We start from the raw sequence: 16592 nt of genomic DNA, 5'->3' as shown, positions 1-16592 counted from the left end.
AACAAGTATTAGCTGTAAGCAACCAATTTGTAAAACCACACACACAGATTAGATGCAAATCACCGCCAAAATCCAAGCGATAAGGAAGGTATCATCCAAGCACTTTCTTACAAGGAAAAGATCCGATTATTTTCGGCGCATCCATGTTGTTCTGCAACAGTTGGACGTTCAGGAAGCGCGTTTCGGTACCCGGTCGGCGAATATATTCAAAGCCGTAGTTGTTACCGTCTTTGGCAGGCATAAGCCCCATGTCTGCCTTCATACCGTTTCCATTACCGAGAGTTTTGATTTTCTGGGAGGTAACAGTCTCACCATTAATCCTGAACAATGAGTCAGGAACCAACTCCAATTTGTAACCACCACATTGCAATGTGATGCCGCCGGGATTTGCAGCAAAAGCTAACCCAGGCAGGAAACAGAGTCCGATAACAATCAACTTTTTCATTCTTATCCTTCCCGCTGTAAAGACGACGACGAACGGAGGTCCGCCGCGCCACGCGCTTCGCACATCATATCCATGTACCACGCCTGGCCCCTTGTGTCGCCAGTGTACATAATCCCGCGCACAATATAAACGCCATCCGTTGCGATGCTGGCAGGCTGCGCCGTGGTGCCGCTGAGCGTGATATTTCCGTCCGTGTTCTGGTCGGTGATCTGCCCACCAGCCATAGCGATATCATTATTCGACAGCGCGGTGCGGTACACGGAAGCCTGATCCAGTTGAATCAGCCCGTTAACCCGGATATTCGGGTTAATCAGCGCACGGACGTTTACGCCGTTGCCGATAGTCTGCTGCGGCATGCCAATAAGCCCGGTGGCGCTGTTCAGCACAATCGCGTCGTGAACATACTCGTTATTCGCCACCATCTGGCGCTGGCCGTCCACAAACTGCCATGTTGCGCCGCATTGTCCGGCCACGTTATCCATAAGATGCCGTGTCATGCCGAACAACACCCGGCCCCGGGGGAATACGGTAGCAGGCATTTCAGGCGTCAGGCCTTCGGTCGCGCCTTTTGCCTCGAAGTCTTTCATCAGCGCGCGGTTCACGTCTGCGACCGTGTAACCGGCAGCCAGCGTCTGCGATGTTATGCTGGTGGCAAAAGCCAGATCCGTATCGGCTGCCTGAATCAGTACGTAGGAATCAATAGGACTGTCTTTACCGGTGACCGAGTAGCGAATTTCACCGCTGAAAATCAGTCCGTAGTTCCGGCCATCACTCTGGCCCACGCCCGCCGCATCGACTTCGCGCACGGTCCCGACATCGCTTGCCGACACCTCCGGCGCGATACCGTCGTAACCGGCAATCAGCCGCACTTTCGAAAACTCCTGCCCGGTGATGCGGTTCACCGTATCAGCAGACAGGTTGTAGATTTTGAACGTACCCACCCGCGACGCGCTGCTGATGTTGAACCAGTCGATCGTAAAGGTCACTTTAAAATCGCTGAGCTCAATACCCTGCCCGTTCTCGTCCACGAGCTGCAGCTCGAAATGTCTCATCCAGTTCTGTGACATGCTTACTCCGTTGATACCAGTAAATGACTGCGGCCGCCCAGGTCGGTTTTCGTCGGATAATCCTGTGTGCTGTCGTCACAGACTACCACCAGCTTAAAGCCGAGCCCCATATAGCCGTACTGCGCCAGCAGGTCAGCGCCCGTGACGAGAGGAATACCGGAGATTACCGGCACCCCTCTGTCGTTCTGCAGGTCCATAATCCAGTACAGATCGCGCCATATGATGCTAATCCGCCAGGTGACACCGCCCAAGACGATGCTGAACTGCTGGTTGTCCGCTGTAAGTGGTATTTCCTGAATTGCCATTAGCCGAGCCCCAGTAATGCCGCACCACTTTGCAATAAAGAGGTATTTGGCGGCTTTGTGGTTTTGTTGCCGGTATTCAGCACCGCCGACGTGCTGGCGCCGTCTTTCATGTTGGTTTTATCCGCGACAGAGATCTGCTGCGTCTGTGAAATAAGAACCTCCCTCAGAGTGAGAACGGCAGACAGGACATTTTCCGTCGTTTTGTCGGTTGTCACTTCCAGCGCGCGGATCAGCATGTTGCTGTACAGCCGCTTACCAGTAACTACATCGAAAGGAATACGGCTTGCCTGCAGGTCGAGTATCTCCTGATACGTCTGCTGGGGACTCAGCCCGAGCAGACTGGTTGCCGTCAGGTTACTGGCAAAATCCAGCAACGCCCCACCACCAGCGAAACCAACCTCCATTACCACTTCAGACGGCTTTTTGTAAGCATGGTCTGCGATGGCGGCCCCTACCTCGACCGGGTGCTCTGTTATCTCCAGCGTGTCGCTGTGCTTCTCAGAAACAACGACACTGGGGACAATCACCCCTATTTTCCGGCTCTGCTGCTGAAAGAGCGTAGAGAGAATATCCATTAGCCCACCTTCGTTTGATTACCACGCATAACCTGAGCGTTCGCAGACTGCTGCCGGCGCTCGACCTCAGTACCGACAGAACGCGGATCACCTCCACCATAGATGTGATAAGTGTTTTTCTGGCTAACCTGAGTACCGCCAATACCTGCTACTGCAGCTTTTCCAATCAATTCACGAGAATAGATATTTCTCCCGTTCTCATGATGAATAATGCTGCTCATTAATGCAGACATGGTTTGTGGATCTTTCATATTCAGGGCAACACGAGGATCTACCCCCAGCCGCTGAGAAACAGCCTGAATATAAGCAGCGGTATTGTTGTTATCTGATGCGGGAGCCCATGTAGAGATAATTTTCTCCACACTGTTAATTCCTCGTCCGGCATATAACATCAACTGACGCGAAAGCGCCCGTAAACCGTCAAAGGAGGTTTCGAATCTGGCAAACCGTCCGCCAGGACTTTCCAGTGAAGCTCCCGCCTGACCTGCAAAATTCAGATTTCCGGGATTATTATTCCGTTCACCACGTTTAACGGCCTGTGCATGTTGTTCTGGTTCATCATCTCCAAACCAGCCGCGCACCGTTCGTCCCACGCTGCGAGGATCGAACCCCCAGTGCTCTTTAATCCAGTCGGCGGTACCGTTAGCGCTGTCGGTCACCATTGGCATTGCTGACGGCTTATCACTTCCCTGATTAAGCAACTGTTTACCGATACTGGCGGCATCAGCCCAGCGACCATCTTTGATGGCGTTAAGCAGGTCGGCGATCATGTTCAACATCTTGCTGAACTCGCCCATCTGGTCGATGAAGTTGCTGAAATCCCACTTCAGGGACCATGCTTTCGGGTCGATATTGAGCAGCTTTGCCAGTGCTTTCGCCAGGTCGTTAACGGTCGCTTTCAGGTCACGAACCATCTTCAGCGCGGCGTCGACCTCCGGTTTCCATTTCCCCCAGTCAATCAGGCTCTGGCCGCCTTCCTTCCAAGTCTTGTAATCCTCCCACAGGAGAGCAATACCCGCCGCCATCGCGGTTATCAGGCCAATCGGTGACATCCAGAACGTACTGTTCAGAATGCGCAGTGCTATCGTCAGTGCGCCGAACAGCGAGATCAGCTCCCGCGTCTGCTTGTCCAGCGATTGCCACCAGGTGATAAGGTCTGATGTTCCTTCGATAAGCCGGAAGAACAGCCGCCCAATGATGTCCCCGAGCGCCAGAATGCCTTTTATGGCTTTCGTCAGAGTCTGCTCGATACGCGGGAAGTTATCCAGGATATGACGGCGCAGCGTATCCAGCGATCCCGCCAGACCACCAGCAAGGTTAGAGCCTATTTTGTCACGGGCCATACCAGCCATCGCGCCGAATTCGCGCAGGGAGGTCATGAATTTGTTGGAGCTTCTGGCCGCCTCATCAGCATTGAAACCGATAGCCTTAGCCATCGCGCTATATTGTCCGGAGAAACCGCCCACTCCACGGCGCATAGCCATGAGGGTATTTTCATCAATGCCCAGCATCTGCGCATACTGGTTAGCCCGGTAATACGGCATGCTGCTGAGCTTCTGCCCGACGCCCGTAAAAATGGCAGCCATGTCTCGCATGTTACCGCTGGCGTCTCTCGTCTGTACGCCCAGACGGTTCAGAAAACCTTCCGCACCGGGATTGTTACGTATGAACCGGGAGAGGCTTTCCAGTGAACCGCGTGCTGCGTCCACGCTGCCGCCCATCTGAGAAACAGCGTAACCAATCGACTGAATACCCTGGACGGTCGCACCAGTACGTTGTGACGCCCAGTAGAGGTTATCCAGACCGGAGGCAATTTTCGCCGTGTAGGCCACCACAGAAAGCGCGGCCCCCCCGACGGCCAGTCCCATTTTGATGGCGTTTGCGGTCGTACCAGCAAGGACTGAATCAAATTTAGCCGCGCCTGCCTCGTCGATATCGAAGCCGAGCGAGACGAGGAAATCTTTAATAGTCTCAGCGTTCATTATCCTCTCTCCATTTCTCAATACGGCGCTGGTTGTCAGCCTTAACGGCCAAATGGTCATTCATCAGCGCGATATCGCACAGATCGACTGATCCATCCTTCAGCGCGTAATAAGGGATTAACCCGGCATCAACCGGGTCAAGGAGATAAGACAGCCCGTCAGGCAGGCTGTTGAGGGTTAGCCCTGAGACTGGTCCGGCGTCGCGCTGGTAGGGCTCACGGGCAAAAAATTTCCCAGCGAATCGGCGACCACCCGCGCCACCAGCTGGAGCATGGTCAACAGGTCGATATCGTCGAACATCAACTGCCCGCTGTTAAATACTGGCGTCCATCCGTCCATATGCTTACGTGAAACCACAGACAGACACGGATGAATAATCGCGTTGGTATCTTCTTCGCTCAGGGAAGACAGTACATCAGCGATGCGCGGTAGCAGGGTTTCAAACACCGGCTTAAGCGCATCAAACTTAGCGCTATCGATTTTACCGTCAGCAGGCAGAAGGGAGCGAATGCTCCCGAAATCTGACATCATGCCCGCCAGTACCGGCAGCAGTTTGCGCGTCACTTTCAACTGATCAAACACGCTGAGTTTTGCCACGCGGTAATCATGGTCTTTGATTGTGCATTCCATCTGTTAAAACTCCCCGAGAACCTGGTCGATTTTGCCGCAGTCAAACACCCAGGGCATCGTATTACCGGCTTTAGCGTTGGCGTTATCCGGCTGTTTCTGGAACGCCACGCTGCGCGCCGTGATGATGTCTCCGCTCACCTTGTTTCGGATCACAATGACGTTGTTCCCCCAGGTGCCTGAAGACTGACTCTGCGCGTTGTACGCCAGCGACAGCTTTTTGTTAGTCGGCGAGGTCTTCAACAGGTTGACGGTTACCGTGCCGCTTTTGTCTGCGTGCAGGCTATGCATCACTTCGCCGTCAGCACCAATTGTCATGGTGTTTTTAGGACCACCCATTGCAACGGTGATCCCCTCCTCTGAACTGGCGGAACCGTAGCCCAGATCAATCTCGCCGGTCGGGCCGGAGAGTGACGCCGTGACGTCCATAAAAGAATAGGTAGACATTCATGTTCTCCTTAGCGAACGACGTTGATCTGCACATCAGCGAAATGAACCGCACCCGCCAGCTTACAGGCCACCTGAATAACCGGTGCCTTACGTGCTTCACGGTCTGCCTGCGCCTGCTCGGAAATCGGCTGCGCGTAGACGTAATAGCCTTTTGTCAGCGTGTCGCCGGAATCCAGTTGCCCAATCGGGCCACCGTTCCATACGCCAGCAGCCACCAGCCCGTTCGTGACGGACTGATCCATCGACTGTTCAACATTAGAAAGCAGGCGCGTAACGCCAGCATCAGTCTGTGGGACTTTGGTTATGCTGGTGTAGAGCAGGTTATACAGGTTGGTCTGAACGTAGTTCTGCAGCCAGTCGAGCCCGTGGCGCTCATCGAAGAAATCGCCGCTGGACATGACGCCCTGCTGCAGGATGGCCGTATCGTTCTGGTAGTACACAAATACGTTGCAGTTTTTGGCATCCAGCGCCGCCGCCTGATTGGTGGTCAGGGTTTCATAGGTGATCCCCGGCTCCTGCTTGAATTTCAGGGTGATGGTGGTGTTGCTGCCGTTGAAATTCACCGTGAACGCGCGACCAAATGCAGACAGTGCGGCGTACTTGCTGCTGGTGGAATACTGCACAAACGTGCGAGCGTATTTTGCCGCCTTCAGCTTATAAGCCAGATCGGTAGTGGAGGTCGCGTTTACCGTCTCAGGCTCTGCAGTGGTAATCGCCAGAATTCGGCTGAGACTGGAGGCCTCGATCGCAGCGGCCACGCTCAGCCAGTCGGCATCGTCGATATCTTCATCGTCAGCCACGGCCAGACCGTACCAGTTCGTGTAATTCAGAACGGCGTTCACCGCCTGCAGCAGCGTTTCCGCCGAACCGCTTTCAGCCGATACCAGCGTTTTAGCCCAGCGACCGACATATACCTGCTGAGGTTTCGGTGACTGCGAGAAATACACCGTAGCGGCTTCATATTCTGGACTATCCACTCCGAAATCTGTGCCGATATCTTCCGGGGATGAGTAGAGGCGAATGCGTTCAGAAACCGGGATAACCGTTGAGCTCCCGAGAATGAGCAGCGAACCAAAGTTTCGACCAGTAGCCGCACGCGGCCCAATGATCACGTCGACATTAACGACGTTAGATACAGGTAATCCCTGCGGCATAATTTAGTCTCCGAAAAATGAGACGGGCGCATCTTGCAGCGTCCGGACGTTGTAGGTACGAATGTTTTTGCGGGACAGCGTAATGGTGAGGTCGTAGCGCCTTACCCACTGGTTGTTAATGAGCTCTGGCAGGTTGTAAATAGTCCCGGCCTCCACCAGCGAAAGCCCCGAACGGTTCAGCTCGGCGTTGTTCTGCTCGACGAATATCCCCGCGCGGAAAGTTGATGCAGTGCTGGCTCCCTGAGGCCCATAAAAGCAGCAAATCACTGTGACCTGCTCCCATATCCATTGCTCGGACTGTTCTTCCGATACCTGAACATCGGACTGGCTTAACGGCTGCGGAACGGTAGTGATACCGAAACCGCACCACGTCACCCCGTTGTTGGGGATCTGCGGCTGCGGGTCTGTCCATCGGGGGAAAACCAGAGAGGCCGGCAGGCCAGAAACACCACGAATCCACCGGCTAATTTCACGCTCCAACGCCTCGTCATACTGGGGACCATCCCCGACAGGCGTCAGATACCCGCGCACTGTGCTGTCGTTACTCAACTGGCGTCCCTCCGTTAAAATCCACCAGCTCACAATGTGCCTGGACGAATCCGGCGCCGTAACTGGTGTACGGGTCGACGAACGTCACGCGATAGTCGCGTCCGTTATAGGTCACGATATCGGCATCAAGTCGCGGGGTGCTGTCTGTACCGGGCTGGCCCTGAGTTAATCTGAACTGCGTCACGATGAGGATCGCACCGCTGATGTTCTGGCCTGCCTCCATTCGCCTGGCTTCCAGAGAACGGTCAACCGTCACCACGCCAGAGAATGGGATATCCTGAACTGTGTTTTTCGCGAAATTGTCCTCATCCACCGTCTGAACCTGCCGATGACACACCAGACTGGTGTCCATGAAGTCGGGATCGAGAAGAACATCGCTCACATCGAGAAGAGGCATTATTTTTTCCTCACGACGTAGTTAATTGAGCGCAACAGGTAACCGTGGGCATACAGCGGCTTGTCGCCGGGAATGCCCTCAGCACGTCTGCGCTCGAGGGTTTTCTCAGAAAGAGGGTGCAGTCGGTCGCCAGCACCGATAACAGCTTTTGCAGCATCACGGGCAATCTGTCCGGCGCTCTCCAGCTCACGCATTGCGGCTTCGGTCTGTCCCTCCAGCGCTGCAGTTGCCGCTGCTTTGAGGTGCGCAGTTGTTCGGGGTTTTGAGTCCTCGATCCCCATTTCCAGAAAAGGACGCGGGGGAAGCGTGACTGTCGTACCGTCGATTTCCACTGTTGCGCCCGTTGAGTGGAGGTAACCCAGTTCCGCGTTATTAATCGGTGAGCCATCCTCACGCCCTGCCTTATCCTCAGGTATTCCCACCAGCACATCCATTCCGGATAACTGTCTGAGGGATTCCAGAACAGACACGGCATTATCAGCACGAACAGTTAACCCGCTTTTCATAGCAGTTGCCTGCCACCAGCGCCGAACGCAGACCACCACCAGTAGAACTCGCGCCCGTAGGCGGTGCTATTCCAGAAACCGGCATCCGGATTGATTACCCCGGACACGTCATAGCTCACTGAAACCTTATCTACTGATTTAGAGGACACGACACCTGCCGCGCCGTTGCTGTTCACTCCACCTGCGGCAGCGGCGGCCAGCGTACGGCCGCGCAGCTCCGTATAGTGAGCGGTGAATAGTTCGGCCAGGTAAACGAACTGATCGCCCTGTACGTCCTGATTCAGGAGTGAATCAGCCTGCCCCAGATAGAAATTCACTGAGGGGTCAGGGTAGCGAGTGGTATCGGCGAACTCGGGAAAGTCGGTGCGGAACTGCTCGTTAGTTGGAAGCCTGCTGTTTTTTGGCATTTTTCGCGTCCCCACCGGTGGTATCGGCTTTGTCCGTGGCATCAGCATTACCGGCAGATGCCGCCTGAGCGGCCGCCAGTTGCGCTTTCAGATCCGTAATTTCATTACCCTGATCGGTGATGGTCTTTTCATGCGCCGCCAGTTGCGCTTTTAGGGTGTTATTTTCTTCTGCCAGGAGAACAAGGCTCGCGGTCAGGTCTTCAGTGCTCTGCTCGTTCGCCAGGTCGGACTCATCAATCGGGCGCGCATAGGCTTTAAAGGCCCAGTGGTCTTTGACTTCTTTCGGGAAAGATGAACTGTCGTGGATGCCCTGAGACAGCTCGAATTTAGAACCGTCAGCAAAGCTGAGAGTAGCGCCACCGGAAACAACGTATTTCATGTTTATGCTCCACAAAAAAAGGCGGGTTTCCCCGCCTGTTTCAGGTTAAGACGCCGGAACGTCCAGGTAAGAGATCGTATTGGAATACGGGGTTTCCACCTGGCCCAGCTTGCCGTAGTAAGTGGTCAACTGCTGCAGGCCGCGATACTCCAGCGGCGTGTTCAGCAGAGGAACCATAGGGAAGCGAACGTATTTTTCGTCCTGGGTGTAAGCAACGATACGATGCGCGCCACCAGCGCCACGCTTGGAGGCCCACTTCATGGAGACGATTTCCAGTGGTGTCCCATTTTCCTGGAACGCGATGGTGTTAATCTTCACGTATTCCAGTACAGAGATATTCCCCGCAGAGGAAACCTTTTTGCTCGCCAGCAAGCCGAACAACTCCGGCGCCAGACCGATTTTCGCCGGGCAGACCGCATAACCAGAACGAACCCAGCCATCAGACAGCACAAGGTTGATATCCTGAACAATGACATCAGGATCGGTGGTGGCGGTCCACGCTGCAGCTGCAGCAACCGGGGTAACATCCGACAGGTTCAGCAGGCCACGAACGCCCAGTTCGGTATCACCGATGTAAACCTGTTCGTCGGTATCCATTGCCCACTTCAGCTTCATGCCTTCGTATTTCTGGACATCAACAGGACGGCCCAGTTTTTGCGCGGAGGCCAGCTCCAGCACCGTCCATCCGATTTCCTGTCCCCACGGGGTGAGGTTGTTACGGGTCGGCTGAATATCGAGTTCAATACCAGGAACGGCGGTGGATTTCTTACCAATCCAGTTTTTACCGTTAGGGTTAGGACCACCAACGCCGACGAAATCGGTGTTCGTGAAAGATGACACTTCATCAGCGATAGAAATATCGCTACGCAGTGGCATGTCGCGGGACCACTTAACGGAGGTCAGCGGCATGTTCAGCGTCTGATCCATGCGCTCCAGCTCTCCGACGAGAAACGCGCCGGTGGAGTCGATGGTCGCTCTGTCAACTGTAAACATTAATTATTCCCTCAGATGTTATAAGCGATTTCAATACGGCCGTCGGCTTCACCCGGCCCCATGACCTCTGCATTTGTCAGCTGAGGTGTATTTGATGCGGTGGAGTCCGGAGACAAAACAAAAGAGCCAACCGGGCTTTGAGTGGTGCCACCAGCTACACGAACGTATACCGGATCACCTTTCTTCGCGGTCGTCGCGTTGCCTGCAGTAGCAGTTACGCAGATGTAACCGCGTTTAAGGTTGTCGCCCACCTGATTAGCGGTCACGCCGATGTAGGCAAGGTCAAGAGCAGAAGTAATCGGGAACGGACGGACCAGAATCCCTTTCACTTTGCTGATAGTGTCGCCGGACTCCAGGGGAACGAATTTATCGTTCACGTATTTACCTGCCAGTCCGTAGGACGCGAACTGCTTCGAGTGGTCCAGGGTGACCGGCTCAATGGTGAGATCACGAGGACGAGTAACACCCCCGGCAATGCCCAGGGGCATCCGCGTTAAATATGCAGTACCTGCCATGATGATTTACCTTATTTATTTTTTGCCCAGAAATCGGCGTTGAGCTTGTTCAGTTCTGCCGGGGAAAGGTGCTTTGTGCTGGTTGCCCGGTCGGTGGTGTGAGTACCACTATTTAGCGGTGCAAGGTGGTTCTTCGCCTTATGCAGCGCTACAGCGGCAGTAAATACAGCGTCGACCGTTGCCTTTGGCGCTTTGTAGAAATCATCCACTCCGAACGATTTCAGGCTGTCACCGGTGCGCATTGCGTGATTCAGCACCTGACGTTTCAGGCTCTTATCGCCAGCAGGCTGGAAGCCAGGGCAGATAATTTCCGCATCGGCGATCAGGTTGCGCTTAAAGGCTGCGTCGCCCGTCACTTTGCGGTTTTCTTCTTCGTCTTCGTCGGTGGTCATGCTGCCCGGGTCCGGATCGCCATCGGTGGTTTTACCCTCCAGCTTTTCCAGACGAACCAGCAACGCTTTCGCCCAGTCCGGAATTTCTTCATCGCCTGTTTTCTCTTTATTCGGATCGCCTTCGTCCGTAGTGGAGCGATTCGCCTCAGGAAGTGCGGTAGACTGCGCTGGAGCATTCATGTTGATAGTTACACCGGGGATTGAAGCCATGCCATCAGACGGCATATCCGGCGCTTCATCGATGAGTTTTGCCAGTGCATCCTCATCTTTCGTCTTAATGGCCTGAGCCAGTTTTTTAAGCCATGACATTACAGGCTTCTCCTTTGTTGTTGATGGGATGGAATCCCCGATTGCACAGCGGCCACCAGCACGCCCCCGGTCAATACCGACAGCGAGGTGGTTACCTGTGATTTGGTATTGCTTGCCCTTGCCGGGTGCCAGTTGCTTGTACTGCGCGTCATAGCCGCAGCTCACATCGGTCAGGCCAGAATTCACCGCGTCGATTGCTTCCTGGCGTTTAATCAGCACGTCAGCAATGAGCAGATCCGATTTATCGCCGGTGCCGCGCCGGACGTTCTGAATGTGTCCGTGCGCCAGCTCGGCAAAGTTAGATGGGTTCACGAATACGATGTTGCCCAGACTATCCTCTGGATGCCCCAGCGTGACGGCCACGCCCTCAAAGCTCGCCATCGTCTCCGGGGAAAACACCTCATCTTCCGTTCGCCAGACCGTCACTGTGCCGCTGGCGTCAGGTTCTAGGTCGATTTCCTCGGGTAAGTAGACCTGCGTCCCTGTACGTGCGATCGGTACGTCTTTACACAGTAGTGAGCCGTCCGCCTGCAGATAACGCGTTTCTCCCAGGCGTGTAGTGAAGAAATATTTCATGGGTTACCTGCTCGATTACGGGCAACAAAAAGGTCGCTCAGTGGCGACCTTGTGAGATGGGAAAAATATTCAAAATAACGGGCTATTTAACATAAGAGTTCTTACCCGCACCGACGAAAATGGACTCAATTAAAATGTCCTCTTAAAGCCGTAAAAGTAGCGATTAACTGGGCTGAAAATCGGTCTTTTCGAATACAACATTTTCATAACATTTCGCAGGTATTGCAGTTCGCATGAAATGAATGCTCAAAGCCGTATTTTTCATTTTCTCGGTGCTGGGATCTGTACTTCAGGCCAGCATTTGCAGTTCGGCAAACATCCGGCGTGTCCGGTCATACCGTCAAGCGTCGGCGGGTTATCCCAGCGCACAAATTTATCTTTCATCTTGCGGTGAGAATCCCGCGTTCCGGCCCCCTCGATACGCCACCAGTAGCCCTCTGATCCAACCGAAAGGGCTCTGGCCTGCGTCAGCGCGCCGGTAGCTCGTCCAATCTCTGTACGGGCAATCAGTTGCGCCCTGCTGGCGGCCACGTCACCGGAGGCCATGATCATCTCGTAGAGCTCGTCCGGACGTTCGCCAGTGATAACCGCCTGCATTGCGCGCTGTTGTATGTCCATCACGCGATCGGCTGCTTCCAGCGGCAGGGACTTCATCAGCTGAATCTGGCGGTACACGATATCCTGCGCCACCTGCCCGACGGGGGTATTACCCACCACATCGCGCAGACCAGCACCGATTTCCTCAGATACCGATTTCCACTGATTCCATTCCTCCTGCTCGACCTGGGCAAACATCCTTCGCCCGACCAGCTCTGCCCAGTCGCTGATTACCTCGGAATAGTCCACCAGCGTTTTCGAAATGTTGTCAGCGCTAACCTGTGAACCATCGTAGGTACCATCGACGATCTGCCCTATCTGGTTTGCTATCGCCAACAGGCTTTTTCGATACTGGATCTCCGAACGACGGCGGAGGGATGGTTTCAGGTTCATCCTCCTGCCACTGGGCCTTCGCATCTTCTATATCCTCGTCAGTGATAGAACCACCGATGCCAATCACATCAGAAATGTTCCTGAGGTCGTTAAGCGCTGCTGCAGGTGGCATTCCGAGGTCACGAACGGCGGTACCAAGTGCAGTAACCACATTGTTCGCCATCGTTGCGCGGTCCACGTCTGACATCTCCCAGAGCTTGTTAAACTCGAAAGTAAAATCGTCAGGTAGGGGTTCACCGAACAGAGAGCGCCAGGAGATATCGAGCAGCCAACGGATATGGCGGCGTAAGCGTCTCTCCTGCAGCGAGTTAACCCGGCTGTAGTAGTTTTCCAGATCGCCGTCGCCGGTGTTGAAACCTGCAGGTGACTGTCCGAACAGGCGGACGAGAGGAATTCCCGTCGCGCCGGAAACCTGCTCAGCAAAGCGCAGAAGGACATCAGCGATACCCGCAAACGTATAGCTGTGGGTTTCGAACTTATCCTTACCATCCATGATGGTCATGCCTTCGATGGTCTGGAACTGACGTATCATGTCCAGGTGCTTCATCAGCGCCTTTTCAAGGTCGCCTCCGGTAGCAAGAATCTTGCGCAGGTCTTCAATGCTGTAAGTCCGCAGATGCGCTTTGTGGATCAGTTGGGTAGTGCCGACCGTCGCAGTATCAAACGCCTCGATACGCTCGAAAATACGCTCCACAACAGACATCCCCCAGCCGTTTTCCGTCTGGGCCTGCTGGAAAGGAAGCGTATCACCCTCCATGCGAATAACGCGGCTATGGTGGATCTTCCAGGGGGGAATCCCCTGCTGGTTCGTGATTACCTTGTAATATTTCGGTTTCCCAAAATCGGGACCGTAATCGGTAACGAGATCGTAATAACTCGGGTTAACCATCCAGCGGTCAAGGCTCATCACGCCCTTAAACTGCCCCTCTTTGATGCGATCCAGTTTCAACGGGGAAGACATATCCTGCCCTTCAAGCAGGACCACCAGCACCGCGCCACCGTACAATCGTGACCATTTGAGGTTATCGTTAAGACCATCCCATATAGCGAGCTCATCCCAGAAGGTTTCGAGCTTGCCCTTTTGTCCGGGTTTCAGCTTTGAGCTGATGTTAATCCCCTTGCGGGTCATATCATCTGCCATCGCGTCCACACCGGCACCAACGAGGAACGATGAACGATACGCAAACTCCAGCATCACCCTGTTACGGCTGATGTACCCGGGCATGTACATTCCGCCCGTCTGTATGTTTCTGGTGTCGCTGCCAAGTTTGGCCGTGAAATTGTTGTACCCGTCAGCTGTCGCAACGGGCTTTTGTGCGCCGTTCTGGCGTTTCTTACGGGACATGTCACGCTCCGGCCAGTTTGGCCCAATTATCAAGAGAGGAATCCATCGGCGCGTAGTTAATCATCACGGCGTCGGCAAGGTTCGGCGATTTTGTACCTTCCGGCTGTTTATCCACGAGGATTTTACCGACGGCGTTTTTCGACCACGTAGGCTGTGAAAGCTCCATCAGCAGGCGGTCAATATTTTCTATCTCGCTGCTTATAGAAATGATTTCGTCGGGGTTGTAGTCCATCCCGTTCAGCGCGCGGAAGGTGTTCCGAAACAGCTTGCGAAGATGCCACCAGCTCTGTGCTTTCGCGTTCGCGAAGAAGTCTTTATTCAGGCGCGCCGCTTTACCGTTATCACCAGGAACGGCTTCATCTTCCGGATCGAATACGCTACCGCTACCACGGAAAGGCGTAGCTGTGATTGTTCCCCGGCCTTCAGCCTGCCTGAGCTCGTTTATCACGCGAGCATCACCACGCGCACCGGCACCCAGACCGTCCTCATCGAAGCGGAACTCATCCAGCCCATAATCGTCACAATACCCAAACGATTTAACGACAGAGGCGTAGATGTCGCTGCCAATGCCAGACCATTCGTGAACGTTCTGCAGAAGGAAGCCATAGCGGCAAGAAAAGCCGTTTTTGTCTTTCCCCTCGTCGGCGATATCCATTGCGCCGAGGCGCTGTCCACTGGGCTGAATTCCCAGTTTGATATGCGCGTCGACGGCTGCCTGCACCCATTCAGAAGGAATGAGAATCCCCTCAGTGGATGCGCTGTAGTTCAGGTCCAGTTCCTGAGCAACGATAATCGGATCATCGATTTTCAGACATTCGTTGCGGTACCACTCATCATCTTTGCGCGGGTCACTGCGCCAGTGGAACGTAAACACCGGGATATTTCCGCTGTGCCGCTTACGGGCAAACGGGTTATTCATGCCGTTGACGGATGAGAGGTCAATACGGCAGCGGGTTGTCTGAGAAAGCGCAGCATCGATGAGTAATGGCCGTTTCAGGAATGCCGACTCATCCACGAAATAAAGCGTGGTACGGTCACCGCGGCCAATGTTATCGCCAGCCTCTCCCTTAATGACCGCGCCCGTTTCCGGGAACTCCACCCGCATGTAAGGAGCATGTTTTTTGTCACTCCATGAACCGCGAAACTCTACCGGCAGCAGCTCGACAAACTTACGTGCTTTCCAGAACAGTGCTTTCGGGTCGCCGGTACTGTCGACATATTCCTCTTTACGGGAACCGAACCCGATCACCATTTCTTTGTTGAACAGGCAAAGCGAACAGGCCAGACCGATAGAGGTCCAGCTCAGCCCCATTTCGCGGCTTTTTTCTGTCAGCCCATGCTCAAGACTGGCGCGCCTGTCCATGATCCAGTTAATCCATTCCTCCTGGCGGGGGAACAGCAAAAACGGGATGGTGGCAGGCAAACCATAATCGAGGTTACGCGGGTCCGTCGTCATGCCCCAGTCGATGATGAACTGGGCCGGGTTAGTGCGGTAAAACTCACGGAGTGCCGGAAGCATTTCAGGCGCTTTCCTGATCCGCTCCAGCCTCTCCATTCTCCACTCAAACACGGCGGTATAGTCCGGTTTGCGGAAGTCAAAGGGGAACGGGATCGGCACAGAAAAATTCCTCAAAAACGCCCCGATTTAACATAATGGTCGTTACCCGCACTGGCGCAACAGCACCCATCACGCAAACGGCGTGAAGCCTCTGTTTTGAACAGAAAAGTGGTCAAATCGGGATGAATAAAACGTGCATAAAACGGGGCAAAAAGTGCATAGCGTTTTTTTAGTTCGAAACGCCTGTTTTTGCATTTTTCAGCCCATGTATTTTTTGTAGATATCTGCCGCTTCCTGCGGGGTCAGGTTCGCCGCTTCGGCTTTGGCTGCCACGTCCATATTGGTGAACGGGTCGAAAATTTTCGGTGCTCCCAGCTCCATAAGCAGAGTGGGCGGAACCTTAATCCCCTCAGCCTCAAGTAGCTGCGCCGCCTCCAGCGCGGAGTATTTCCCGGCCACCTTGTGTTTCATCACATCGCGAAGCACATCACGCTGACGGTCTTCTTCCCCATAAACGCTGCGACCGAGGCCAAGGGCTTTGGCAAACACCGCAACATCATTGTGTGTTGGCAAGACATCCTCGACCGTTGTTTTCAGGCCATCGGGGGATTTAGTGACAGTCTTCCGCTTACGAACGTCCAGGTTTTTACCTGCAACATTGTTAATCCTTTCCATCAGAACTTCGCGAGCCTCGGTAAAGGCACGGTTAAAGTCGGCATGTTCCTTACGCCAATTGCGGATAGTCGCCTCGTCAATTTCCAGCCGCTGGGCAACCATGCGGTTTGAGATCTTGTTACGGGCTAAGGCCATGTCAAGAACGATACCGACGTAGGCCTTCTTAAAGCTATTTTTTCGGGCCATACGCTTACCTGAAATCGGGTGCTGTTTATATTTTGTTCAAAATCATTTTTCCGCATTTTGCGTGCGGAATAATTCTGAGAAAAAATCCACTCCGGGGCTGCAAGCCTGCTGGGTTTGAGTGCGGAATTAAAATGTCGAAAAAATGCGGAGTTATCTATTTTTCGCCAAAACTGCGATTTAATGCCCGGAGGCCGCGCAGAATGGGGAGAT

Annotated in this window: 21 protein-coding genes; all 21 read right to left on the bottom strand. The window is 54.0% G+C overall.

Features of this window, described 5'->3' with window-relative positions:
* Positions 1-91: 91 nt before the first annotated feature.
* Positions 92-445, bottom strand: a complete 354-nt coding sequence (locus HVZ39_RS09790) for a hypothetical protein (RefSeq protein WP_181633539.1) — start codon at positions 443-445, stop codon at positions 92-94.
* Positions 446-447: 2 nt separating this feature from the next.
* Positions 448-1512 carry a hypothetical protein gene (locus HVZ39_RS09785; protein ID WP_181633538.1) on the bottom strand — a complete coding sequence of 355 codons (1065 nt, stop codon included), beginning with the start codon at positions 1510-1512 and terminating at the stop codon, positions 448-450.
* Between the two features lie 2 nt (positions 1513-1514).
* On the bottom strand, positions 1515-1817 hold the full coding sequence (locus HVZ39_RS09780) for a hypothetical protein (RefSeq protein WP_061549001.1): 303 nt from the start codon (positions 1815-1817) through the stop codon (positions 1515-1517).
* Positions 1817-2392, bottom strand: coding sequence for a phage baseplate protein (locus HVZ39_RS09775; RefSeq protein ID WP_061549002.1), 576 nt, complete (start codon positions 2390-2392; stop codon positions 1817-1819). Before HVZ39_RS09775 ends, HVZ39_RS09780 begins: the two co-directional genes overlap by 1 nt.
* Positions 2392-4374, bottom strand: a complete 1983-nt coding sequence (locus HVZ39_RS09770) for a lytic transglycosylase (protein ID WP_181633537.1) — start codon at positions 4372-4374, stop codon at positions 2392-2394. The genes HVZ39_RS09775 and HVZ39_RS09770 overlap by 1 nt, the downstream gene beginning before the upstream one ends.
* On the bottom strand, positions 4364-4540 hold the full coding sequence (locus HVZ39_RS26595; protein WP_024131618.1) for a hypothetical protein: 177 nt from the start codon (positions 4538-4540) through the stop codon (positions 4364-4366). The genes HVZ39_RS09770 and HVZ39_RS26595 overlap by 11 nt, the downstream gene beginning before the upstream one ends.
* Before the next feature lie 11 nt (positions 4541-4551).
* Entirely contained in the window at positions 4552-5004 is a 453-nt protein-coding gene (locus tag HVZ39_RS09765) for a phage tail assembly chaperone (protein WP_181633536.1), read from the bottom strand.
* A 3-nt stretch (positions 5005-5007) separates the two neighbouring features.
* On the bottom strand, positions 5008-5448 hold the full coding sequence (locus HVZ39_RS09760; RefSeq protein WP_003826314.1) for a DUF3277 family protein: 441 nt from the start codon (positions 5446-5448) through the stop codon (positions 5008-5010).
* Positions 5449-5459: 11 nt separating this feature from the next.
* The gene (locus HVZ39_RS09755) at positions 5460-6605 is read right to left on the bottom strand and encodes a DUF3383 family protein (protein WP_003826312.1); all 1146 of its coding nucleotides are present in this window, start codon (positions 6603-6605) and stop codon (positions 5460-5462) included.
* 3 nt (positions 6606-6608) lie between these two features.
* Positions 6609-7154 carry a hypothetical protein gene (locus HVZ39_RS09750; RefSeq protein ID WP_181633689.1) on the bottom strand — a complete coding sequence of 182 codons (546 nt, stop codon included), beginning with the start codon at positions 7152-7154 and terminating at the stop codon, positions 6609-6611.
* Positions 7147-7551, bottom strand: coding sequence for a head-tail adaptor (locus HVZ39_RS09745; RefSeq protein WP_181633535.1), 405 nt, complete (start codon positions 7549-7551; stop codon positions 7147-7149). The genes HVZ39_RS09750 and HVZ39_RS09745 overlap by 8 nt, the downstream gene beginning before the upstream one ends.
* Positions 7551-8057, bottom strand: coding sequence for a hypothetical protein (locus tag HVZ39_RS09740; RefSeq protein ID WP_061549007.1), 507 nt, complete (start codon positions 8055-8057; stop codon positions 7551-7553). The genes HVZ39_RS09745 and HVZ39_RS09740 overlap by 1 nt, the downstream gene beginning before the upstream one ends.
* Positions 8054-8464, bottom strand: coding sequence for a DUF4054 domain-containing protein (locus HVZ39_RS09735; RefSeq protein ID WP_044702729.1), 411 nt, complete (start codon positions 8462-8464; stop codon positions 8054-8056). Before HVZ39_RS09735 ends, HVZ39_RS09740 begins: the two co-directional genes overlap by 4 nt.
* A complete protein-coding gene (locus HVZ39_RS09730) occupies positions 8436-8843 on the bottom strand; it encodes a hypothetical protein (protein ID WP_044702727.1) in 408 nt (135 codons plus the stop codon). The genes HVZ39_RS09735 and HVZ39_RS09730 overlap by 29 nt, the downstream gene beginning before the upstream one ends.
* Before the next feature lie 45 nt (positions 8844-8888).
* Positions 8889-9836, bottom strand: a complete 948-nt coding sequence (locus tag HVZ39_RS09725; RefSeq protein WP_181633534.1) for a DUF2184 domain-containing protein — start codon at positions 9834-9836, stop codon at positions 8889-8891.
* 11 nt (positions 9837-9847) lie between these two features.
* Positions 9848-10351, bottom strand: a complete 504-nt coding sequence (locus HVZ39_RS09720) for a hypothetical protein (protein WP_128298958.1) — start codon at positions 10349-10351, stop codon at positions 9848-9850.
* A gap of 11 nt (positions 10352-10362) precedes the next feature.
* Complete coding sequence (locus HVZ39_RS09715) at positions 10363-11628, bottom strand: DUF2213 domain-containing protein (RefSeq protein ID WP_181633533.1); 1266 nt, start codon at positions 11626-11628, stop codon at positions 10363-10365.
* A gap of 261 nt (positions 11629-11889) precedes the next feature.
* Positions 11890-12423 carry a phage minor head protein gene (locus tag HVZ39_RS09710; RefSeq protein WP_032629703.1) on the bottom strand — a complete coding sequence of 178 codons (534 nt, stop codon included), beginning with the start codon at positions 12421-12423 and terminating at the stop codon, positions 11890-11892.
* A 76-nt stretch (positions 12424-12499) separates the two neighbouring features.
* Entirely contained in the window at positions 12500-13963 is a 1464-nt protein-coding gene (locus HVZ39_RS09705; protein WP_131341826.1) for a DUF1073 domain-containing protein, read from the bottom strand.
* A 1-nt stretch (position 13964) separates the two neighbouring features.
* Entirely contained in the window at positions 13965-15581 is a 1617-nt protein-coding gene (locus HVZ39_RS09700) for a hypothetical protein (RefSeq protein WP_023150218.1), read from the bottom strand.
* 198 nt (positions 15582-15779) lie between these two features.
* Positions 15780-16382, bottom strand: coding sequence for a hypothetical protein (locus tag HVZ39_RS09695; protein WP_181633532.1), 603 nt, complete (start codon positions 16380-16382; stop codon positions 15780-15782).
* Between the last annotated feature and the right edge of the window lie 210 nt (positions 16383-16592).

The organism is Citrobacter sp. RHB35-C21 (genome assembly GCF_013816515.1).
Lineage (GTDB): Bacteria > Pseudomonadota > Gammaproteobacteria > Enterobacterales > Enterobacteriaceae > Citrobacter > Citrobacter braakii.
This window is presented reverse-complemented; position numbering and strand designations above follow the sequence as displayed.